23 protein-coding genes are annotated in these 21,729 nt (G+C 63.4%); 17 read left to right on the top strand and 6 right to left on the bottom strand.

Annotated features, from left to right (window positions below; all coding sequences use genetic code 11):
* Positions 1–185 precede the first annotated feature (185 nt).
* The 13 genes from P7F60_RS02460 to P7F60_RS02400 all read left to right on the top strand — a co-directional run bounded on the left by P7F60_RS02460 (position 186) and on the right by P7F60_RS02400 (position 12,545).
* Positions 186–1,772, top strand: a complete 1,587-nt coding sequence (locus P7F60_RS02460) for a globin-coupled sensor protein (protein ID WP_277916110.1) — start codon at positions 186–188, stop codon at positions 1,770–1,772.
* Positions 1,773–1,906: 134 nt separating this feature from the next.
* On the top strand, positions 1,907–2,203 hold the full coding sequence (locus P7F60_RS02455; protein WP_277916109.1) for an STAS domain-containing protein: 297 nt from the start codon (positions 1,907–1,909) through the stop codon (positions 2,201–2,203).
* Complete coding sequence (cheY1, locus tag P7F60_RS02450) at positions 2,200–2,565, top strand: chemotaxis response regulator CheY1 (RefSeq protein WP_277916108.1); 366 nt, start codon at positions 2,200–2,202, stop codon at positions 2,563–2,565. The genes P7F60_RS02455 and cheY1 overlap by 4 nt, the downstream gene beginning before the upstream one ends.
* Positions 2,566–2,581: 16 nt before the next feature.
* Positions 2,582–4,843 (top strand): chemotaxis protein CheA, encoded by a 2,262-nt coding sequence (locus P7F60_RS02445; RefSeq protein WP_277916107.1) that lies wholly within the window; start codon positions 2,582–2,584, stop codon positions 4,841–4,843.
* Between the two features lie 9 nt (positions 4,844–4,852).
* Positions 4,853–5,320 carry a chemotaxis protein CheW gene (locus P7F60_RS02440; protein ID WP_277916106.1) on the top strand — a complete coding sequence of 156 codons (468 nt, stop codon included), beginning with the start codon at positions 4,853–4,855 and terminating at the stop codon, positions 5,318–5,320.
* The gene (gene cheR / locus P7F60_RS02435; RefSeq protein ID WP_277916105.1) at positions 5,317–6,222 is read left to right on the top strand and encodes a protein-glutamate O-methyltransferase CheR; all 906 of its coding nucleotides are present in this window, start codon (positions 5,317–5,319) and stop codon (positions 6,220–6,222) included. The genes P7F60_RS02440 and cheR overlap by 4 nt, the downstream gene beginning before the upstream one ends.
* Positions 6,219–7,262 carry a protein-glutamate O-methylesterase CheB gene (cheB, locus tag P7F60_RS02430; RefSeq protein WP_277916104.1) on the top strand — a complete coding sequence of 348 codons (1,044 nt, stop codon included), beginning with the start codon at positions 6,219–6,221 and terminating at the stop codon, positions 7,260–7,262. Before cheR ends, cheB begins: the two co-directional genes overlap by 4 nt.
* On the top strand, positions 7,263–7,652 hold the full coding sequence (locus P7F60_RS02425; protein WP_277916103.1) for a response regulator: 390 nt from the start codon (positions 7,263–7,265) through the stop codon (positions 7,650–7,652).
* A complete protein-coding gene (gene cheD / locus P7F60_RS02420) occupies positions 7,649–8,203 on the top strand; it encodes a chemoreceptor glutamine deamidase CheD (protein ID WP_277916102.1) in 555 nt (184 codons plus the stop codon). The genes P7F60_RS02425 and cheD overlap by 4 nt, the downstream gene beginning before the upstream one ends.
* Positions 8,204–8,215: 12 nt before the next feature.
* Positions 8,216–8,599 carry a hypothetical protein gene (locus P7F60_RS02415; RefSeq protein WP_277916101.1) on the top strand — a complete coding sequence of 128 codons (384 nt, stop codon included), beginning with the start codon at positions 8,216–8,218 and terminating at the stop codon, positions 8,597–8,599.
* Between the two features lie 191 nt (positions 8,600–8,790).
* Positions 8,791–10,467, top strand: coding sequence for a flagellar basal-body MS-ring/collar protein FliF (gene fliF, locus P7F60_RS02410; protein ID WP_277916100.1), 1,677 nt, complete (start codon positions 8,791–8,793; stop codon positions 10,465–10,467).
* Positions 10,468–11,097: 630 nt separating this feature from the next.
* Positions 11,098–11,793 carry a helix-turn-helix transcriptional regulator gene (locus P7F60_RS02405; protein ID WP_277916099.1) on the top strand — a complete coding sequence of 232 codons (696 nt, stop codon included), beginning with the start codon at positions 11,098–11,100 and terminating at the stop codon, positions 11,791–11,793.
* Between the two features lie 62 nt (positions 11,794–11,855).
* Positions 11,856–12,545 (top strand): helix-turn-helix transcriptional regulator, encoded by a 690-nt coding sequence (locus tag P7F60_RS02400; RefSeq protein WP_277916098.1) that lies wholly within the window; start codon positions 11,856–11,858, stop codon positions 12,543–12,545.
* 143 nt (positions 12,546–12,688) lie between these two features.
* Here the strand turns inward: P7F60_RS02400 and P7F60_RS02395 are convergent, their stop codons facing one another.
* From P7F60_RS02395 to motA, 6 genes are all read right to left on the bottom strand, one after another.
* Positions 12,689–13,120 (bottom strand): hypothetical protein, encoded by a 432-nt coding sequence (locus P7F60_RS02395; RefSeq protein WP_277916097.1) that lies wholly within the window; start codon positions 13,118–13,120, stop codon positions 12,689–12,691.
* 5 nt (positions 13,121–13,125) lie between these two features.
* A complete protein-coding gene (gene flhB / locus P7F60_RS02390) occupies positions 13,126–14,208 on the bottom strand; it encodes a flagellar biosynthesis protein FlhB (RefSeq protein ID WP_277916096.1) in 1,083 nt (360 codons plus the stop codon).
* A gap of 185 nt (positions 14,209–14,393) precedes the next feature.
* Entirely contained in the window at positions 14,394–15,437 is a 1,044-nt protein-coding gene (gene fliG, locus P7F60_RS02385; protein WP_277916095.1) for a flagellar motor switch protein FliG, read from the bottom strand.
* A 29-nt stretch (positions 15,438–15,466) separates the two neighbouring features.
* The gene (gene fliN, locus P7F60_RS02380) at positions 15,467–15,985 is read right to left on the bottom strand and encodes a flagellar motor switch protein FliN (protein WP_277916094.1); all 519 of its coding nucleotides are present in this window, start codon (positions 15,983–15,985) and stop codon (positions 15,467–15,469) included.
* A gap of 65 nt (positions 15,986–16,050) precedes the next feature.
* Positions 16,051–16,995 (bottom strand): FliM/FliN family flagellar motor switch protein, encoded by a 945-nt coding sequence (locus tag P7F60_RS02375; RefSeq protein WP_277916093.1) that lies wholly within the window; start codon positions 16,993–16,995, stop codon positions 16,051–16,053.
* A gap of 5 nt (positions 16,996–17,000) precedes the next feature.
* Positions 17,001–17,873 carry a flagellar motor stator protein MotA gene (gene motA, locus P7F60_RS02370; protein WP_277916092.1) on the bottom strand — a complete coding sequence of 291 codons (873 nt, stop codon included), beginning with the start codon at positions 17,871–17,873 and terminating at the stop codon, positions 17,001–17,003.
* Positions 17,874–18,053: 180 nt separating this feature from the next.
* Between motA and P7F60_RS02365 the strand changes: the two genes are divergently transcribed.
* The 4 genes from P7F60_RS02365 to P7F60_RS02350 are packed head-to-tail and all read left to right on the top strand — an operon-like array spanning position 18,054 to position 21,541.
* Positions 18,054–18,833 carry a DUF1217 domain-containing protein gene (locus tag P7F60_RS02365; protein WP_277916496.1) on the top strand — a complete coding sequence of 260 codons (780 nt, stop codon included), beginning with the start codon at positions 18,054–18,056 and terminating at the stop codon, positions 18,831–18,833.
* Complete coding sequence (gene flgF, locus P7F60_RS02360; RefSeq protein ID WP_277916091.1) at positions 18,833–19,567, top strand: flagellar basal-body rod protein FlgF; 735 nt, start codon at positions 18,833–18,835, stop codon at positions 19,565–19,567. The genes P7F60_RS02365 and flgF overlap by 1 nt, the downstream gene beginning before the upstream one ends.
* A 9-nt stretch (positions 19,568–19,576) precedes the next feature.
* Positions 19,577–20,989 carry a flagellar protein export ATPase FliI gene (gene fliI, locus P7F60_RS02355; protein WP_277916090.1) on the top strand — a complete coding sequence of 471 codons (1,413 nt, stop codon included), beginning with the start codon at positions 19,577–19,579 and terminating at the stop codon, positions 20,987–20,989.
* A 3-nt stretch (positions 20,990–20,992) separates the two neighbouring features.
* A complete protein-coding gene (locus P7F60_RS02350) occupies positions 20,993–21,541 on the top strand; it encodes a flagellar protein (RefSeq protein ID WP_277916089.1) in 549 nt (182 codons plus the stop codon).
* Positions 21,542–21,729: the final 188 nt, after the last annotated feature.

Raw genomic sequence — 21,729 nt, 5'->3', positions numbered from 1 at the left:
CGGATAGAGCCGGTATTTTTCAGAAAAATGAGGTCCAGCACGGGCGGTTTTCGCGCGCGGGCAAAGTCGCGTCTGTTCGCCCGGAGCGGCGCCGTTGGCGCAAATGCGCCCGGCTTACCCGGAAAGACCAGCGTAAACAGAGAATTCGAGGATTGGCGTTGAGCGAGGGGCAGACATCGGAGCGCATGGAGAAAACGCAGGGCAGCCTGCGTGACCGCCTGCGCTTTGCCGGCCTCGACGATGCCGCCTGCGACCGGGTGCGCAACTGGCGCCCGGCGATCCAGCCGCATGTGCAGGCGGCGCTGCGCGACCTGTTCCAGCGCTTCCAGACTTATCCCGACGCCGCCCGCGTCTTCACCAGCGAACGCCAGATCGAGCGCCTGCACGACCTGCAATCCTCCCATTGGGACGTTTTGACCGACGCCCGCTTCGACAATCTCTATGCCGAGCGCGTCAAACTGCTGTCGGATGCCGAGGCGCGCATGGGCATCGATCCGCGCTGGCATGTCGCCGGCCATGCGGTGGTGCTGGAGCATCTGGTTTCCGGCCTTGTCGGCGAGATGCAGGGCTGGCATCTGCTGCCGTCGTCGCGGCGCAAGGCGCGCGAGACGGCCGAAATCCTCTCCGCGCTCATCCGCATGGTCATGGTCGACATCGAGATCGCCGTGTCGCTGCGCTTCAACCAGCAGCGCTTCGAGCACAGGCGCAAGCTGGAAGAGCAGCGCGCCGCCGACCATGCTGAGGTCATCAGCATCTTCGGCCCGGTGGTCGAGGCGCTGGCCGCCGGCGACCTGACGGCGCGCGCCGGCACCGATGGCCCGGCTGCCTATGCGCCGCTGGTCGAGACCCTGAACGGCGCGCTCGGCGAAATGGAAGCCACGCTCGGCGCCATCGCCGACGGCGCCGAACAGGCGGCGGCGGCAACCGCCAGCCTCGGCGGCGATACCGGGGCGCTGGCGAGCCAATCCGATGCCCAGTCGAAAAAATTGCTCGAGACCGCCAATCGCCTTGGCGACATCGCCGCCCGTGTGCGCGAGACCGCGAGCCAGACCCGCAATGCCGAGCGAGACGCCGCCGCCACCCGCGCCTCCGTCGAGCAGAGCGGCGAAATCGTCGGCCAGGCGATCGCCGCCATGGCCGGCATCGAAGCGTCTGCCGAACAGATAGGCCAGATCATCGGCGTCATCGACGAGATCGCTTTCCAGACCAATCTTCTGGCGCTGAACGCCGGCATCGAGGCGGCGCGCGCCGGCGACAGCGGCCGCGGCTTCGCGGTTGTTGCGCAGGAGGTGCGCGCGCTCGCCCAGCGCTCGGGGGATGCCGCCCGCGAAATCAAGACGCTGGTGTCCGGCACCAAGGCGCAGGTGGAGACCGGCGTCGACAAGGTCGCCCGCACCCAGGAGGCGATCCGCAGCATCGTCCGCCAGGTCAACGACATCAACGCCGCGATCGCCGGCATCGCCGCCGAGACCGGCGAGCAGGCCGGCGGCCTCGACGCCGTCACCGGCGCGCTTGGCGAGATCGGGGCGCAGGCGGGCGGGGCGGCGGCCGAGGCCACGCGCGGCAGCGCCGGCGCCGACGACCTGCACAGCCTGATCGTGGATCTCGGCGAAACCGTGCGCGCTTTCCGCATCCGCCGGCAGGGCCAGGAGGAGCGGCGCGACCGGACAGCACCGGCGTCGATGCCGGGCCTGAGCGTCCCTCAACGGCACAATCCCGGCATTCGTGACGAAATTTCTTCCGGTGTCGTTCGAATCGGGGCGCGGCGATGAGGTCTTTGTTTACCACCTTTCCCTATAACGGGGCCATGCATGGCGGCATCGCGACAGGCCCGGAGGCGTTTTCCGGCGTCGACCGGCGCCGCCGATAACCGGCATGCACGAGGCAAACGGCAAGGAATGAACTGATGGCGGGCAAGAAGAGCGAGCAAAGTCTCAAGCTGGCGGCGGTGCTGGACCTGAACGCGGCGTCGGTGCTGCACGGCAAGCTGCAGTCTCTGCGCGGCAGTGACATCACCGTCGACGCATCGGCGGTCGAGCGTTGCGGCACGCAATGCGTTCAGGTGCTGGTGGCCGGCGCCAAGGCCTGGGAAGCGGACAAGAAGACATTCACCATCGGCCCGATGTCCGGTGCGTTTGAACAGACCATGCAACTCATCGGCGTCAATTTCGAACAGATTCTCTCCAAGGAGATCGCGCAATGAAGAAAAAAGTGCTGACCGTGGACGATTCACGGACGATCCGGAACATGCTGCTCGTGACCCTCAACAATGCGGGTTTCGAGACGATCCAGGCCGAGGACGGCGTGGAAGGTCTGGAAGTGCTGGAGGAATGCAATCCGGACGTGATCGTGACCGACATCAACATGCCGCGTCTCGACGGTTTCGGTTTCATCGAGGGCGTGCGCCGCAACGAGAAGTACCGGGCGATCCCGATCCTCGTTCTGACCACGGAAAGCGATGCGGAAAAGAAGAACCGCGCGCGCCAGGCCGGGGCCACCGGCTGGATCGTCAAGCCCTTCGATCCGACGAAACTGGTCGATGCCATCGAGCGTGTAACCGCCTGAGCCGGGAATTTCTCCTATGGATATGAACGAAATCAGAGAGATTTTTTTCCAGGAATGCGAGGAACAGCTCGCTGAACTGGAAACCGGCCTTTTGAAACTGAACGACGGCGACCGCGATCCGGAAACGGTGAACGCAGTCTTCCGTGCGGTTCACTCGATCAAGGGCGGCGCGGGCGCCTTCGCGCTCGACGATCTCGTCGCCTTTGCTCACGTTTTCGAAACCACTCTCGATTGCGTTCGATCCGGAAAGCTCGAGCCCAGCCAGGATGTCCTGAAGGTTATGCTGAAGTCGGCGGACGTGCTCGCCGACCTGACCAATGCCGCCCGCGACGGCGGCACCGTCGATGAATCGCGCAGCCGCGCTTTGGTCAAGGAGCTGGAAGCGCTTGCCAATGGCGAGCAGCCCGCCGCTCACGCAGCGCCGGAGCCGGTGGCGGCGAAGCCGGCCGTCGCTGCAGCGCCCGCGCCGACCGATTCCAGCGGCTTCCAGCCGATCCCCTTCTCCTTCGACGACTTCGGCGGCGAGGAAGAGGAGGTGCTGATGGTGGCGCCGACCTACTCCGTCACCTTCAAGCCGCGCGCCGAACTGTTCTCCAAGGGCAATGAAGCCGCCCTCCTGTTGCGCGACCTTTCGCGCATCGGCGAGATGAGCATCCATTGCCACACCGGCGACGTGCCCACGCTCGACAGGATGGACCCGGAAGGCTCCTATCTGTCCTGGACGATCTCGATCAAGACCGAGAAGGGCGAGGAAGGCATCCGCTCCGTCTTCGAATTCGCCGAATGGGATTGCGAACTCGACATCAAACTCGCCGAAGAGGCAGAAGCCGATGACGAGCGGCCGATGATCCCGGTTCCGTTCGACCTGTCGCTGCTGGAAGACGAGCCGGTTATCGGCGACGAACCGCATGTCGAGATGCATGTCGAGCCGGTCGTGGCCGCCGCCGTCGCCGCTGCCGAAACCGCCACCGGCGTGATGCAGGCCGCCGCCGCCGCCTCGGCCCGCGCCGAGAAGAAGGAAGCGCCCGCCGCCAGCGCCGCCGCCCAGGCGAATGCGGCCAACGCCGCCAATGCCGCCGGTCAGACCATCCGCGTCGATCTCGACCGCGTCGATCGCCTCATCAACCTGGTGGGCGAGCTGGTCATCAACCAGGCGATGCTGTCGCAGAGCGTCATCGAAAACGACAATAACGGCACCTCGTCGATCAACATGGGCCTGGAAGAGCTGCAACAGCTCACCCGCGAGATCCAGGATTCGGTGATGGCCATCCGCGCCCAGCCGGTCAAGCCGGTCTTCCAGCGCATGGCCCGCACCGTGCGCGAAATCGCCGACATCACCGGCAAGTCGGTGCGTCTGATCACCGAGGGCGAAAACACAGAAGTCGACAAGACCGTCATCGACAAGCTGGCGGAACCGCTGACCCACATGATCCGCAACGCCGTCGACCACGGCCTGGAAATGCCGGAAAAGCGCATCGCCGCCGGCAAGAATCCGGAAGGCACGGTGCGGCTGACCGCCAAGCATCGCTCGGGCCGCATCGTCATCGAGCTGACCGACGACGGCGCCGGCATCAATCGTGAGAAGGTCCGCCAGAAGGCGATCGACAACGACCTGATCACTGCCGACGCCAACCTGTCGGACGAGGAAATCGACAACCTGATCTTCCATGCCGGTTTCTCGACCGCCGACAAGGTCTCCGACCTCTCGGGCCGCGGCGTGGGCATGGACGTGGTCAAGCGCTCGATCCAGGCGCTGGGCGGCCGCATCAGCATTCAGTCGAAACCCGGTCAGGGCTCGACCTTCTCGATGAGCCTGCCGCTGACGCTCGCCGTCCTCGACGGCATGGTTGTCACGGTTGCCGGCCAGACGCTGGTCGTGCCGCTCACCGCCATCGTCGAGACGCTGCAGCCGGAAGCCGCCGCCATCCACTCCTTCGGCGCGACGCAGCGGCTGATCTCGATCCGCAACTCCTTCTGCCCGCTGGTCGATGTCGGCCGCATCCTCAACTTCCGCGCCCAGCAGGCCAATCCGGTCGAAGGCGTGGCGTTGCTGGTGGAATCCGAGGGCGGCGGCCAGCGCGCGCTGATGGTCGATGCCATTCAGGGCCAGCGTCAGGTTGTCATTAAGAGTCTTGAGGCAAACTACATGCATGTGCCGGGCATTGCCGCCGCCACCATCCTGGGCGACGGCCGCGTCGCGCTGATCCTCGATGTCGACGCCGTCGTCGGGGCCTCGCGCGGCCAGTCGCTCCGGCAGGAAATGTCGCTCGCATCGTAAGGTTGGTCCATGTCGTATGTCGTGAAAAATCTGAGCCAGGGGAGCCGCGAACTCATCGCGTTTCGCATCGGCAACCAGGAATTTTGCGTCAGCATCATGTCGGTGCGCGAGATCCGCGGCTGGACGCCGGCGACGAAGATGCCGCATTCGCCCGCCTATATGATGGGCGTGCTCAATCTTCGCGGCGCCGTGTTGCCGATCGTCGATCTCGCCGCAAGGCTGGGCATGCGCCCGGCCGAGCCGACCCCGCGCCATGTCATCATCGTCGCCCAGGTCGGCCGCAAGATCGTCGGCCTGCTGGTCGATGCGGTCTCCGACATCCTGACGGTGACCGACGAAAACATTCAGCCGGTGCCCGAAGTCTCCTCGGAGATCGAGCGCCAGTTCGCCCGCGGCATCCTCGCCATCGACAAGCGCATGATCTGCCTTGTCGAGCTGGAAGGCCTTTTCCCCGATCACGAAAGCGAGGCGGCATGAGCGCGGCAGGCCAGATGGATTTCAAGCAGTCACCGAACGAGGTGCTGGCCAGCGGTGAATATCCGCTGACCCGGCGCGACCTGTCGGAGATCGCTGCGATGATCTATTCGGACGCCGGCATCTACCTGAACGACACCAAGGCGTCGCTGGTCTATTCGCGTCTTTCGAAGCATATCCGCACCTTGGGTCTCTCGGGGTTCCGGGAATATTGCGAGCTGGTGGCCTCGCCGGCCGGCGCCGCGCCGCGCCGCGAGATGCTCTCGCACCTGACCACCAATTTCACCCGTTTCTTCCGCGAGAACCACCATTTCGACCATCTGCGCAGCGATGTGCTGCCGGATCTGCTGGCGCGCGCGAGAGCAGGGGGGCGGGTGCGCATCTGGTCGGCGGCCTGTTCCGACGGGCAGGAGCCCTATTCGATCGCGCTGACGCTGCTCTCCCTGATGCCGAACGCCGCCGAATATGACATCCGCATCCTGGCGACCGATATCGACCCGAAGATCCTGGCGCTGGCCCGGGCCGGCTGCTACGACGAATCGGCGCTGGAAACCGTCTCGCCCGCCATGCGCAAGCAATGGTTCCGCGACAGTGGCGATCCGCGCCGCAAATACCAGATCGACGACCGCGTCAAACGGCTGATCACCTTCAACGAGCTGAACCTGATGGCGCAATGGCCGTTCAAGGGCACGTTCGACGTGATCTTCTGCCGCAATGTCGTCATCTATTTCGACGAGCCGACGCAGATGCGCATCTGGCAGCGTTTCGCCCAGACCCTGTCGCCCGGCGGCCATCTCTATATCGGCCATTCCGAGCGTGTCTCGGGCGACGCCAAGAACCTGTTCGACAATATCGGCATCACCACCTACCGCCTGATCGGCAAGGGCGCGGGGAGGAAGGCATGAGCGCACCCGCCCGTGTCCTCGTCGTCGACGATTCGCCGACCATGCGCGGCCTGATCTCGGCCATCCTGAATTCCGATCCCGACGTCAGCGTTATCGGCCAGGCGGGCGATGCGCTGGAAGCGCGCGAGGCGATCAAGCGGCTGAACCCCGACGTGGTGACGCTGGACATCGAGATGCCGAACATGAACGGCCTCGAATTCCTCGAAAAGATCATGCGCCTGCGCCCCATGCCGGTCATCATGGTCTCCAGCATGACCCATCGCGGCGCGGAAGCGACGCTGGCCGCGCTGGAAATCGGCGCCTTCGACTGCGTCGGCAAGCCGCTGCCCGGCGAGTCGCGCCCCTTCGGCGACCTCGCTGACAAGGTCAAGGCCGCAGCCCGCTCCAAGCGGGCGATGCCTTCGCCGGCCGCAGCCGTCGCGGCGCCTGCCAAACCGGTCGATTTCCGTGTCGGCCGCAAGATCGTCGCCATCGGTTCCTCGACCGGCGGCGTGGAAGCGTTGATCACTGTTTTACAGAAATTCCCGGTGAACTGCCCGCCGACGGTCATTACCCAGCACATGCCGTCGACATTTACGAAAAGTTTCGCCGAGCGGCTCAATCGTCTCTGCGCGCCCGTGGTTCAGGAGGCAACCGACGGTGCGCGCCTGGAAATCGGAAAGATTTATCTTGCGCCTGGCGGCGATCGCCACCTGCAAGTCACCAATCCGTCAGCACCGTGCTGCCGCCTTGTCGAACGCGATCCGGTGAACGGTCACCGCCCCTCCGTCGACGTGCTCTTCGATTCGGTCGCAGAGCTTGCGGGGCGCAATGCTGTCGGTGTCATCCTCACCGGTATGGGCCGTGATGGCGCTGCCGGTTTGCTGAAGATGCGCCACGCCGGGGCGCGCACCATCGGGCAGAATGAGAAAACCTGCGTCGTCTACGGCATGCCGCGGGTCGCTCACGAGCTTGGCGCCGTGGAGACCCAACTCCCCCTCGGCAGCATTGGGGACGAAATCCTGAAAATCACAGCCGCCCGAAAAGAAGGGAGCGAATAAATGTCACTAGCCGAAAAAATCAAGGTACTGATCGTCGACGATCAGGTCACCAGCCGCCTGCTGCTCAGCGATGCGCTGACGCAGCTGGGCTTCAAGCAGATCACCGCCGCCGGCGACGGCGAGCAGGGCATGAAGATCATGGCCGAGCAGCCGCACCACCTGGTGATCTCGGACTTCAACATGCCCAAGATGGATGGCCTCGGCCTCCTGCAGGCAGTGCGCACCAATCCGACGACCAAGAAGGCCGCCTTCATCATTCTGACGGCGCAGGGCGACCGCGCGCTGGTTCAGAAGGCGCAGGCGCTTGGCGCCAACAACGTGTTGGCCAAGCCCTTCACCATCGAAAAGATGAAGGCCGCCATCGAGGCCGTCTTCGGAGCCTTGAAATGACAGCAGACATCGCAGCCAGACGCGTGAACATCATCCAGGGAGAATACAAGGTCGTCACCGACCCGAATGTCGTTCTCACGACGATCCTTGGATCCTGCGTGGCTGCATGTCTTCGCGATCCGGTGGCCGGTGTCGGCGGCATGAACCACTTCCTGCTGCCGGGCAACGCCCAGTCGATGACCTCGGGCGGAGATGCAACGCGCTACGGCGTGCATCTCATGGAGTTGCTGATCAACGGCCTGCTCAAGAAGGGGGCTCGCCGCGACCGCCTGGAGGCGAAAATCTTCGGCGGCGCCAAGACCATCGCCACCTTTTCCAATGTCGGCGAGCAGAACGCCGCCTTCGCCATGCAGTTCCTGCGCGACGAAGGCATTCGTGTGGTCGGCTCCTCCACCGGCGGCGAATTCGGCCGCAAGCTTGAATTCTGGCCGATCAGCGGCCGCGCGCGCCAATATCCGCTGACCGGCGCCGAAACCCAGCGCACCGTCGCGGCCGAGCAGAAGCCGGCGGCAGCGCCTCGGCCGGTCGAAAGTTCCATCGAATTCTTCTAAGGGCACCCCTCCATGCAAGCCGAGCTTTCCCAGGAAATGGACATTCACGCCCTGCCAGACGTCCTGATGCGGATCGTTTCGGAGTTGCATGACGTTGCCTATCTGATCGAGCGGATCGAGCCGCAGCTTCTCGAACTGAACGGTGCCGGCCTCCTGTCCTCCCCGGACGCTATGAAGGTTCTGCAAGGCATCGATCTGGCCGTGCAGAAGACGCGGGGGCTTGCCGAATTCATCGATACCGTAACGGCCGGCATCGGCACCGATTGCCTGGTGGACGTCTCCATCGCGCTCAGCCTCGTCAAACTGGCCGACATGCAGAAGGCATTGTCGGGCGGCCTTCGCCACGGGCATTCGCAGCCCCTGGTCAAGGCGGCGGGCGATTTCGACTTCTTCTGAGGCGCTGCTCCGCGCCATCCGCGCGGCCATGAGGGCCGCGACTGCGAAAAATAACGGGTGATAATTTTGCGCCGGAGCCCGCGCCGCCGGCGCCTTGCCGCGTTTTCAGGAAACGTTCGCGCAAGCTTCACTTTCTAGTGTCCGTCAAGAGCGTGTGGGCTCATCGGTACGTTTGACGGTGCGAGAACAGAATGAATCTGTTAAATCAATTAGTTCAGGTGTTTAAAAACTTTGCCTCCCTGGGGCAGGCACGGTTGATCACACTGATCGGTGTTGGCGTCGCGTCGATGGCGATCATTCTTTTTGCCGCCATGTACGTCAACAAGCCGACCTACGAGACCCTGTATGTGGGCCTTGAGACGAACGATCTCAACCAGATCAGCATCGCGCTTTCCGAATCCGGCGTCGATTTCGAAGTCGGAACCGATGGCAAGAGCCTGCGCGTCCCCGCCGGCTCGACCAGCAAGGCCCGCCTGCTGCTCGCCGAACGCGGCCTGCCCAACAGCGCCAATGCCGGCTACGAACTCTTCGACAATGTCGGCTCGCTCGGCCTCACCTCCTTCATGCAGGAAGTGACTCGCGTGCGCGCCCTGGAAGGCGAGATCGGCCGCACCATCCAGACGATCAACGGCATCAACGCCGCCCGCGTCCATATCGTCATGCCCGATGTCGGCAATTTCCGCCGCGGCGCGCAGAAACCGACGGCCTCGGTGATGATCCGCGCCGGAAGCGAGGCTGGCCGCAAGGCCGCCGCATCGATTCGCCACCTCGTCGCCTCTGCCGTTCCCGGTCTCGACGCCGACGACGTCACCGTGCTGGATTCCACCGGCCAGATGCTCGCTTCTGGCGAGGACGGCGGCAACGGCGCCATCGGTCGTAATCTCGGCATCGTCCAGTCGGTTCAGGGCGAGGTCGAGTCCAACATCGACAAGGCGCTTGCGCCTTTCCTCGGCATGGACAACTTCCGCTCTTCCGTCACGGCCCAGCTCAATACCGACACCCAGCAGATTCAGGAAACGATCTTCGATCCGGAATCGCGCGTCGAACGCTCGGTGCGCACCACCAAGGAGGCGCAGAAATCGCAGCAGCGCCAGGCCGACACCGCCGCCACCGTCGAGCAGAACATTCCCCAGGCGGCCCCCCAGGCTGGCGGCGCCGGCCCGGAATCCTCCGACCAGTCGGACAAGAAGGAAGAGCAGACCAACTACGAGATCAACCAGAAGACGGTCGCCACGACACGCAACAGCTACAAGCTGGAAAAGCTCTCCGTCGCCGTCGTCGTCAACAGGGCGCGTGTCGCCAAGATGGTCGGCGAGCCGGCCGATCAGGCCAAGGTCGACGCCTATCTCGCCGAAATGCAGAAGATCGTCAGCTCGGCCGCCGGCCTGGATACGGCGCGCGGCGATGTCGTGACCGTCACCGCCATGGATTTCATGGAAAACCAGCTTCTCGAGGAAGCCGCGAGCGGCCCCGGCGTGATCGATATCCTCAGCCGCAACATGCCGGGCATCATCAATTCGCTCGCCTTCCTCGGTGTCGCCTTCGTCATCGTCTGGCTCGGCGTGCGTCCGCTGCTGCGCACCGTCAATGCCGATGCGACCGCCACCCAGCTTGCCGCCCAGGAAGAAGCAGCGCTCGAATTGCCGGATTTCGCCCCTGCCGCCGGCGGCACCGGCCTCATGGAAGGCTTCGGTTCCGACTTCGGCTTCGACAGCGCCGACGACATGCTGGGCATGGGCGACGACGAATCCGGCTTCAACCGCCGGGTGCGCGAAGGGCCGGAACGCCGCCTCACGCGGATGGTGGAGATCAGCGAAGAGCGCGCCGCCAAGATCCTCCGCAAATGGGCCGTCGAACAGGCAGCCTGAGACAGAAGCGCAAGACCCAGCGAAACCGGCCGCCATGGCCGGTTTTTTGCGCGCGCGGATCGCCGGTTCGCGCAGACGGCGATTCATCGTAACCGCCAGCCGGACGGCTTTGAAAACGCGCACGATTCTCGATTGAATTTGACATATATCAGGTAGGCTCGCGCGCCTGTGCCTTAGATGGAGCATGGTTTCGGCTCGGGACCGTTCCTGCGGCGATCGATGCCAGGCTGCTTTTAAAGCCGACGCCCTCCTGGTTTGCGGACCCGGATCCGCAGGGGAGGCGGCGGGCCGCGAAGGGCCTTCTCTTTGAAACGCGTTGCCGATTCGGGGGATTTGAACTACTGTCGATTCGGGGAAATGATTGTGTATTCGAGGGTTTTGATGGTTCCAACCATATAGGCGGGGTTGTGTTGGTCCCCGGTTTGTATGGGCGTTTCGGCTCAATGGATTATTGTGGTCTGGCTCGACCCGGCATGATCGCCGGGCTTGCCGCGAAAGGCATTTCCTGCGTGGCGCGCCATGGCGGAACACGGCTTTCCGGCCCGGACGAGTGGTTTCAGTGCGACTGGAGAGTGCAGCATGAAGGCGGAAATGTTGCAATCCGGCGCAGGCGTTAAGAGGCAATCTCTTGTGGCTGCGACCCCGGCTTACAAGACTCTCGGCAGAGAGCAACTGATCTCGCGGCTGGCCATGATGGCCGGGGCGAACCATCTGCCGGCGGGCATGGCGGCGTTGGCCGACTATGTCGGCGCCTCGCATTACCTGCTGGCGCGCTACGACCTGATCCAGGAGCAGGGCCTCGATTTCGTCGTCTCGTCGAACTGGCCGTTCGACCTGGTGCGACGCCTCAGCAGCGACCTCGCCAACCAGCACGCCCGTTCCACCGAACTCGAAAAATGCCTTGCCGTCCTGCAGCCCAATTTCGCGCTGCTGCCCGACGATATCGACCTGCCGCCCGGCACGAGCCGGCAATATTGCTCGCTGATGTTCAATGTCGGGCGCTCGCGGCTTTCGCTCCTCTTCCTCTTCGATGACGGCATCATCCTGTCGCAGGATCGCCTGCGCGACGTCGGGCTGCTCGCCGGCTACTATTCCAGCTTCACCCGCGCCCGCGACCAGAGGGCCGAGCGCGACTTCGAGTTGACCGAGCGCGAACTCGAATGCCTTTTCTGGATTGCCGAGGGCAAGACCAGCGACGAGATCGCCATGATCCTTGGCATCTCGCGCAACACCATCAACAACTACATCACCAGCGTCATGCGCAAGACGGCGACCAAGACCCGGTCGGAAGCCATTGCCTACGCGGTGCGCAACAATCTGGTGTGACGATGGCCTATTCGCAGGATCGAGTACGGGAGACAGCGGCGGACAGCAGGTCGGCGCTGCGCATGCAGCGGGCAACGAGCCGCTCGGATCTGTTTCCGCGACTGGTCACCATGCAGAAGGCGATCAATGCCCGCCATTTCGGCGTGCTCCGCGTCTCCGGCTCCGGGCTGCCGAGCAAGCGCAAGCTGCAATGCGAGCTGGAGAATTTCGGCACCGGCAACGGCGAGGCGGCGCTGTCGATCATCGACGCCTATGGCGAGGCGATGATCGAGCATATCGAGAAATCCATGCTGCCGCTGATGTGGAACGGTCGCGAGGAAAGCCATCTCGCCGAAGCGCCGGATTTCAGCCTGTTCACGGTGCGGCTGAAGGGTCGCGTCCTGCCGTTTTCGGGCGTCGCCTTTCCGGTGCGTCTCGGCGCCATCGGCAACGGCTACATCCTGTTCACCGCCAACTATATCGATCTGTCGAGCGATGCCGTCGTCGACCTGCACGGCAAGAGCTGCGCGGTCATGATGGACCTGCTGGCGCTCGACGAGCGCAAGAGCGGCCCGGCCGAAACCTTGAGCGAACGCGAGATCGCCTGCCTGCAACTGGCCGGCGACGGTCGCATCAGCGAAGAGATCGCCGACAAGCTCGGCCTGTCGGTGCATACCGTCAACGCCTATCTCGGCTCGGCCACCATCAAGCTGGATTCGGTCAACCGCATCCAGGCGATCGCCAAGGCGATCCGGCTCGGCTATATTAGTTAGAGCATAGTCCGACCGGAGTGAAACGAGGATCGACAAGATTATGCTTCAAGCAGATCGAACAGCGCTCTAAGCCCGCATTCGATTTTCATGGGAAACCTCCCGCGCGCCATCGACGCGGAAGGCTGCCTGTCGTGGTCTTGGAGTCAGGCGCTCTCGCCCTGCTTGACGAAGCGGGCGGTTTCCAGGCTTTTCGCCAGGAAAGCGGTGTTCTCGTCGGGATCGCCCGAAGGATCGACGAAGGCGATGTGGTTGATCTCGATGCCGGCATGGATGTCGCTCAGCACGAGCTGGGCATAGACGGTGACGCCGTGCGGCTTGATTTCGAGATCGAGCGTCACTTCCGGCGTGCCGCCCCATTCAAGCTTGTAGGAGCCCCCGGCGCCGAAATTGACCGTGCCGGGATGGAAGAACATTTCGGCGGCGGACGCCACCAGGTCGGCAATATTGGCGTAATATTCGAAACGCAATAGGGAAATCAGGTCCGCGGCATCCAGCAGCCGCAGTTCCGTCGCGACCGGACTGATGGCATCCGCAACGATCTTTTCACGCTGGGTGGAGTAGGGGCATTTTTTCATCAGTCTTATTGGACCCGTCTGTTTTGTGGCTGGGACGCGTAAACCCGATGGATGAGTTCGGCCACTGCCTTGTAAAATACTGACGGGATGACACTATCCACCGAGACTTGCGCAAACATGGTGCGTGCGAGCGGCGGATCCTCGAAAACCGGAATTCCGTTGCTCTCGGCGATCTCGCGGATTTTCAGTGCGATCAGATCCTGGCCCTTGGCGACCACCACCGGCGCGTCGTTTTCCTCGCGCACGTAACGCAGCGCCACGGCGAAGTGGGTCGGGTTGGCGATGACCAGCGTGGCGCGCGGCACGTTGCCCATCATGCGCCGGCGGGCGCGGTCGCGGGCGATGGAGCGCTGGCGCGACTTGATGATCGGGTCGCCCTGCGACTGCTTGAATTCGTCCTTGACCTCCTGCTTGGTCATCCTCAACTCGGTGAACCAGTGATGTCGGGTCCAGAAAAAGTCGGCAATGGCGACGAATGCCGTCGACAGGAGAATCACCATCATGATTCGCTTCATGATCGCCGCCAGCTTGACGAAAATCACCTGCGGATCGGAAAACATCGCGTCGATGGCGCCGTAGAATTCCTTCTTCAGCGTGAAATACATGATGGCCGACACGATGACGATCTTGAACAGCGACTTGCCGAATTCGACCGCGCCGGTGGCGCTGAACATGCGGTTCCAGCCCTTGGCGGGCGAAATGCGCGAGGCCTGCGGTCTGATTCGCTCCAGCACGAAGGAGGGCAGGTTCTGGGCGACCGACGAGCCGATGCCGAAGGCGAAGAACAGCGCGAAGGCAGGCAGCAGCAGCGTCCCCATTTCCCAGCCGAGATGGGTGATCAGCGAAAACACGTCCGGCCCGGTCTCGATCTGCCACTGGTCGGGTTGCTCGAACAGATCCTTCAGCGTCTCAGTGATTCGGGCAATGCCGGAGGGCACGAAGAAGACGAGATAGATGTAGAAGGCGACCGAGGAGGCGAAGACGGTGACTTCGCGTGAAAAGGGGATATTGCCCTTCTCGGCCGCGTCGCGAATCTTTTTCTCTGACGGGTCTTCTGTTTTACTTTCCTTGTCCTCGCCTTCGGCCATGGACGTCGCCCTTCAGGGTTTGCCGGGGACAAGCGGAAACCGCCTTTCCCGAAAGGGCAAACGAATTCAAAGAAAAAGCCCGCGACGAATCGCGGGGCCATCGTTTTCCTGAAAATATCGGGCGGGAAGGGGCGTGGCAACCGTCGTGCCACGCCGTTAAGGCCGCGGTCGCGGCGGACCGCAGCTTATGCCGCGGCCGCGGGGTCGGCGTCTTCTTTTTCCTTGAGTTCGATCTGGCCGGCATTGGCCAGGCGAATCGCTTCCTGGGCCACCGCGCGGCGCGCGATGGCGATTTCGCGCGGATTGATGCCGGCGGTGCCGGTCTGCAGATCCGATTCGATCATGCGGCGCTGGCGCGGGCTGATGCAGGCCAGCACGCCGTCGCGGATTTCCGCCGAGGCGCCGCGCAGCGCCATGGTGAGGATGTCGCCGGCGATGTCGTTGAGCAGCACGACGCGGCTGCGCTGCGGCATGTAGAGCAGGTCTTCGAAGAGGAAGATCTTCGGGCGGACCTTGCCGGCGGAGTCCCTGTTGATCGACTCCAGCGAGTTGAGCAGGGTATCGACGGCAGGCTTGTCCAGCTCGTTCATGAGGTCGGCGACCTTGGTCGTGCCGACCGAGTTGCGTTCCGCATCGATTTCCATGACCAGTTCCTGGACACGGTTCTCGATGATCTGCGCCGCTTTCGGGCTGACGTCGCGCAGGTTGACGGTGCGGTTCATGATGTCGGCGCGCCGTCCCTCCGGCAACTGCATCAAGACCTTGGCGCCGAAGGAGGCGGGGATCATCGACAGGATGTAGGCGATGGTCTGCGGATGTTCCCGCAGCAGGAACTGGGCGATGAAGAGCGGCTCGCCATCCTGCAGGCGATCCCAGATCGAGGCTTCGTAACCCTGGAAGGCGGCGCGGCGGCCGAGCAGGCCGTCGACCTCCTCCGGCGTCAGGCCGGCTTCGAGGATGTCCTCGATCGCCTTGGCATTATCCATGAGGCCGGCGCCCTCGGTGAAGAGATCCTCGAATTCCGATACGATCGAGGCCAGTTCGTCCGGCGGGATGGCGCGCAGGGTCTGCGCCGAGGCGATGATCACCTGGAGCTCATGCTGGGTGAAGTATTTCAGCAGCCTGCCGGCCACCTGCTTGCCCATGGCCAGCAGCACGGCTGCGGCCTTGTCGGGCTGCGACAGGGGCCTGCCGGGTAGCGATCCGCCGAAATCATCGAAATCCATCATGGTTTCCTACCTTCACATCCCGGCCGGGATTACGCTTTCTTCGTACTCATCACTTCGATCAGCTTGACGCCGAATCGCGTATCGTCACCTTCTAGCACGGTAATTTCACCGCGTGCGATCTTTCGCCCGTTGACGATGATGTCGACCGGCTCGCCGATCTTCTTGTCGAGCGCGATGGTCGCGCCTTCCTGGAGGTTCATCAGCCCCGAAACCTGCATGCGGCTGGTGCCGAGGATGATCTGGACCTCGATCGGGATATCCATGATCAGGTCGAGATTGGCGGTGAGCGCGCTGCCCGGCGCCTGTATCGGCGTGAAGCCGCGCTCGGCTGTGGGAGCCGCGCTGGCGCCGAAGTCGCCCCCGAAGCCGCCGCCGAAATCCGCGCCGGCCGCGCCGCCGAGATCATCGCCGAAACCGCCCGGCAGGGCGCCGTCGGCATCGTTCTTCAAGACGCCGCGCAGGTCGTCGATGGCCTGCTCCAGATCGGCGTCGTTGCCGGGAGCATCCATTGAAAAATCGGAATCCAAGGGTGTCTTATTGGTAGCCATGAAATCACTATTCCAGTTGAAACTTGCCTCAAACTGCCTTTGTCGCGCTTGAGTGGAAAAAGTCGTCAGCCGATCAGATGCTGCAGCAGCTCGTCATCCGTGCTGACATTGTCCTTGACGCGCACCATGTAGTTGGCGCCGGCCCGGCCGAACTCGCAGCTATACATGTCGCGGCCGTTGGCACTGACGTCGACCTTGACGTCGCCCTTGTCATGAAACGGAATGACGTCGCCGACCGCCAGGCGCGAGATGGTGCGCAGGGTCAGGGTGTCCAGGCGGATGCGGGCTTCCAGCGTCACATGGCTGCGGCGCACCTGCTCGTTGATCTGCTCGGTCCATTCCTTATGGGTCTTGCCGCCCTGGTTGCTGGACTTGGGGAAGGATACGGTGGTCTTCAAAAGCGCGGCCTGCGGCACCACCAGGGCGAATTCGGCCGTGACGGCGCCGATGCCGATGGTCATGCGGATGACGGCGGCATATTCGTCGTCCTCGCCGGCCGGGCGGTTGCGGTCTTCGGCGTTGCGCGGGCGCTCGATCGCCGGCTCGAAGCCGCCGGGCGCGTTGACGCCGGAGCGCAGCACGTTGCCGATCTTGTCGAAGACCATGACCGCCAGATCCAGCTCGATCTTGGACAGCGGCCGTTCGACCGGTTCGCCGACCGTGTCCGGCATGGCGCCGAGCAGGTTTTCCATCAGCGTGATGACGAAGCCGTTGCCGCAGGCGATGACGAAATGCGGGCACCAGTTGCGCAGCGAGACGTTGGAAATCGCCACGTCCTCGCCGAGACCGGCGATCAGGTCGCCCATCAGGCCCATTTCGCAGCCGACATAGCCGACCTTGACGTTGAGATTGGTCTCGCTGTGAAAGACGTCCGGCAGGAAGGCGGCATAGAGCTGGCCGAAGTCGTTGCAGAGGCGGGTGACGGTCTTCCTGTCGCCGAGATTGCCGGTCAGGCGGGCCAGCAGGGCGCGGTTCATGGCATTTCTTGTCTGTGCGGGTGCTACTGTCATAGGAGTCACGCTGCCTTGTTTTCGCCGCCAGGATTCATCATTTCCTGTTCAACGGCATCGATGGAGGGACGTTCGTAAGCGGAGATCGTCTTGCGGCCGTATTCGAGCGCGACCTGCGGGACCGAGCCGTTCATGTAGGCCAGCAGCGTCTGCTTGACGATGATGTAGAGGCGGTGCTGCTTGTTGCGCACGTTCTTGATCTGCGAGGTGATCGGATTGCACACCGAATAGGACAGCAGAATGCCGAGGAAGGTGCCGACGAGCGCGGCGCCGATCAGGTGACCGAGAACATCCGGCGGATCGTTGATATGCGCCATGGCCTTGATGACGCCGAGAACGGCGGCGACGATACCGATGGCCGGAAACGAATCGCCCATGGCGGTGATGGAGTGATACGGCTTCATCTTGTCGTGCAGCAGCGTGTTCAGCTCCTCGTCCATCAGCGCCTCGATTTCGTGGCTGCGGGCATTGCCGATGATGATGAGGCGCACATAGTCACAGATGAACGCCGTCAGTTCCTTGTTCTTCAGCACGGTGGGCGCGGTCTGGAAGATCGAGGATTCCTGCGGATTGTCGATATGCGCTTCGATTTCGTTGCGCGACTTGGTGCGCAGATCCCGCATCAGCGAATAGAGGACGCCGAGCGTATCGAGATACTGGCGTTCCTTCGGCACGGAATATTTGAACGCTTCGCCGAGCGCCTTGCCGGTATCCTTCAGCACCTTCATCGGATTGGCCATGATGAAGCCGCCCAGACCCGCGCCGCCGATGATGACGAATTCGAAGGGCTGGAAAAGCGTCTCGACATGGCCGCCCATGGCCATGAAGCTGCCGATGATGCAGCCGCAGGTGATCACGAATCCGATGATGATATTCATTTTGAGCCTGTGCCTGAACGTTGTCTTGTCCGGCAGGAATAGTTTTTCTGGCTTGCGTGAAGCTGGCCCGGAAGTCCCTGGAATCCGGGCAAACCCGACAGGTTCGCGCAAGGGTGCATCGGCTAGGGTGTCTGCATGAAGATGGCCCGCGAAGGGTCGAAACCACCCGGTGGACAAGACGTGACGACGACCTATACCAGCTACAGGCTCATCACCCAGGACCTGACCAAGTCGCTCGAACGCGTGTCGGCGAAGTCAGACGTCAAGCGCGAGACCGACTATTATCTTTCGAAGATCGGCTCGATCAAATCGGTCGACGATTTCATGGCCGACAGCCGGCTCTATACCTACGCGCTGAAGGCGCATGGCCTCGAAGACATGGCCTATGCGAAAGCCTTCATCCGCAAGGTGCTGACCGAAGGCATCGACAGCAAGGACGATTTCGCCAACAAGCTGTCGGACAGCCGCTATTCCGACCTCGTCAAGTCGCTGAATTTTGCTGCCCAAGGCAGCGCCGCGACCTCGTTCGACGCCGCTCAGAAGGGCGTCGTCGACAAATACAACCGGCAGACGCTCGAACAGGATGCCGGCGTGGAAAACACCGGCGTGCGCCTGGCGCTCTATTTCCAGCGGCAGGCGCCGGGCATCACCTCGCCGATGGCCATTCTCGCCGACGACGCGCTGTCGCAGGTGGTCCGTACCGTGCTGCAGATTCCCGACGAAGCCATGGGCGGCGACATCGACAAGCTCGCCGACCACATCGGCAAGAAGATCGACGTCAAGGATTTCCAGGATCCGGAAAAGGTCGGCAAGTTCCTGGAGCGCTTCACCGCGCTGTGGGAACTGTCCAATCCTTCGGAAAACTACGATCCCGTTTCGGTGCTCGGCAGCGGCAGCGGCTACGGAATTTCGACCGATCTCCTGCTCTCGATCAACAATCTCAAACTTGGAGGGCGCTGATGCAATCCGGACTGTACGTAGCCCTGTCGTCCCAGATGGCATTGGAGCGCCGCCTGACGACGCTCGCCGACAACATGGCGAACATCAACACGGTGGGTTTCCGCTCGACGGACGTGAAGTTCGACGAGGTGATGAGCTCGACCCAGAACGACCTCAACGCCAAGGTCGCCTTCGTCTCGCAGGGCAATGACTATCTCTCGACCCGCCTGGGACAGCTCGACAATACCGGCAACCCGCTGGATTTCGCCATCAAGGGCGACGCCTGGTTCGCCATCGACACGCCGGCCGGGCAGGTTCTGACCCGGGACGGCCGCTTCAGCATGACCGAGACCGGCGCGCTGGTCTCCACCCGCGGCTTTCCGGTGCTCGATCCGGGCGGCGCGCCCATCCAGCTCGACCGCACCGCCGGCCCGCCCGCGGTCGGCGCCGATGGCGTCATCCACCAGGACGGCCGTCAGGTCGGCACGATCGGGATTTTCTCCTCCGATATCAAGAAGGGCTTCGTCCGCTATGAAAACAGCGGCGTGATCGCTTCCGACCCGCCGCGCGCCGTGGTCGATGATCCGACCGTCGGCGTCGTCCAGGGCTATATCGAGCAGTCCAATGTCAATGGCATTCGCGAGATGACCCAGCTCATCCAGATCAACCGCGCCTTCGAGAGCGTCTCCTCGTTGATGCGCGACAGCGAATCCTCGCTGGACGAAGCCATCAAGACGCTCGGGGGAAGCCGGTAAACGTCGGCGATGGACATCATGCTGGAAGAATTGCCCGTCACTGTCCCGGCCTCGCCGATGCTGGCCCATCTCGCCGGCCTCGTCACGCGCTATGCCGATCCGGATTTTTCCGTCGCCCATGGCGGCCATGTGCAGGCGATCGCCGCCGGCCATTATACGGTCAGCGGCATGTCTCTGCAGGTGCGGCTCGGCGAATTCGTCGCCCATCGCAGCGCCACCGGCATCCATCTCGGCGAAGTCGTCCGTGTCGAGCCGGACCTGATCTATGTCTGCCCCATCGAACCCGGCGAACCGATCGGTATCCACGATGTCGTCATCCGCAAGGGCGCCTTTCGTGTCGCCCCCGACGACAGCTGGTGCGGCCGCACGATCAACTCTCTGGGCGATCCGATCGACGGCCTCGGCCCGATCTCGCCGGGCGCGGTGCGCCGGCCGATTTCCAACACCGCCCCGCCCTCGATGACGCGCCAGCGTGTCGAGACCGGCTTCAAGACCGGTGTGCGCGCCATCGATATCTTCTCGCCGCTCTGCCTCGGCCAGCGCCTCGGCATCTTCGCCGGCTCCGGCGTCGGCAAGTCCACGCTTCTGTCGATGCTGGCGCGGGCCGATGCCTTCGATCGCGTGGTGATCGCGCTCGTTGGCGAGCGCGGCCGCGAGGTGCGCGAATTCATCGAGGACACGCTCGGCGACAACATGTCGAAGACGGTCGTGGTCGTCGCCACCAGCGACGAAAGCCCGATGCTGCGCAAGATGGCGCCGCTGTCTGCCGTCACCATCGCCGAGCATTTTCGCGACCAGGGCGACAACGTGCTGCTGATCGTCGACAGCGTTACCCGTTTTGCCCATGCGATCCGCGAGGTGGCGACCGCTGCCGGCGAGCCGCCGATCGCCCGCGGCTATCCGGCCTCGGTCTTCACCGAGCTGCCGAAGCTGCTGGAGCGCACCGGCCCCGGCGTCGAGGGCACCGGCACGATCACCGCCATCATCTCGATCCTGGTGGACGGCGACAACCACAACGACCCGATCGCCGATTCGACGCGCGGCATTCTCGACGGCCATATCGTCATGGACCGCAGCCTTGCGGAGGAGGGGCGTTATCCTCCGGTCAATCCGCTGGCCTCTATCTCCCGTCTCGCCCGCAAGGCCTGGACGCCGGATCAGGAAAAACTGGTGGCGCGCCTCAAGGCGCTGATCCACCGCTACGAGGAAACCCGCGACCTGCGCCTGATCGGCGGCTACCGCCCCGGGGCCGATGCCGATCTCGACATGGCGATCAAGCAGGTGCCGATCATCTACGACGTTCTCAAGCAATCTCCGGCCGACCGTTCCTCGGCCGATGCCTTCGCCGATCTGGCGACCGGTCTGCGCACCGGCAACGGCAATGTCAACCAGCCGGCCATCAACCCGCGTCAGAGGGCTTAAACCATGCGTAAACCGAGGAAAATCAGGCCCGTTCCCGAACCGGTCGTCGCCAGCGACGACGCCAGGCCCGCGGTGGGCACCGATCGCGTGCTGGCGCTGTCGGGCCTAGTGCTGGCCGCTGCCGCCGCTTTCTTTCCATGGTACGTATTCTTCAACGCCGACAAGTTCGGCATCCGCTCGGCCAACTGGGACGGCACGCGCGATCTGCCGGACCTGCCGCCGCGCAACGTCTTCAGCGTCTCGCCGATGGCGATGACCGACAATTCCGCAAACACCGCCCAGCCGCTCGACAACCTGACGACCGCGACGGTGGGCAACGAGGGCAAGAAGAAGCACCGCGAGATGGAGGAGGCCCAGCCATTCCCCGGCCGCACCGACTTCCGTCTGCTGCATGTCGCCAACGGCCGGGCGCTGATCGAGGATTCCAGCGGCATGTACATGGTCAAGGTCGGCTCGATCCTTCCCGACGAAAGCCGCGTCGCGACGCTGGAACAGCGCAGCGGCAAATGGGTGATCGTCACCTCCAACGGCAAGGTCTACCAGGCCAACTGAGCCCTTCGTCGGCGAATGCCGAACGAACCGGGCGCCGCGTCCCGCGGCGCCCGGTTTTTCGTCGTGATTCGCCTGGGGGCGATCGGCTGGCGAGGCCGGGCGGAGGCCCGGAATTCAAGGCTTTTTCTCCGTAAGTCTGACGCAAGTTTACCGGCTTAGGGTCACCACAGTAAAAGTCGGAGTGACGC

It is taken from the genome of Rhizobium sp. YJ-22, assembly GCF_029601685.1.
In the GTDB taxonomy this organism is placed as follows: domain Bacteria; phylum Pseudomonadota; class Alphaproteobacteria; order Rhizobiales; family Rhizobiaceae; genus Metarhizobium.
Note: the sequence above shows the minus strand (reverse complement) of the source record. Positions and strands in the feature narration are given on the sequence as shown.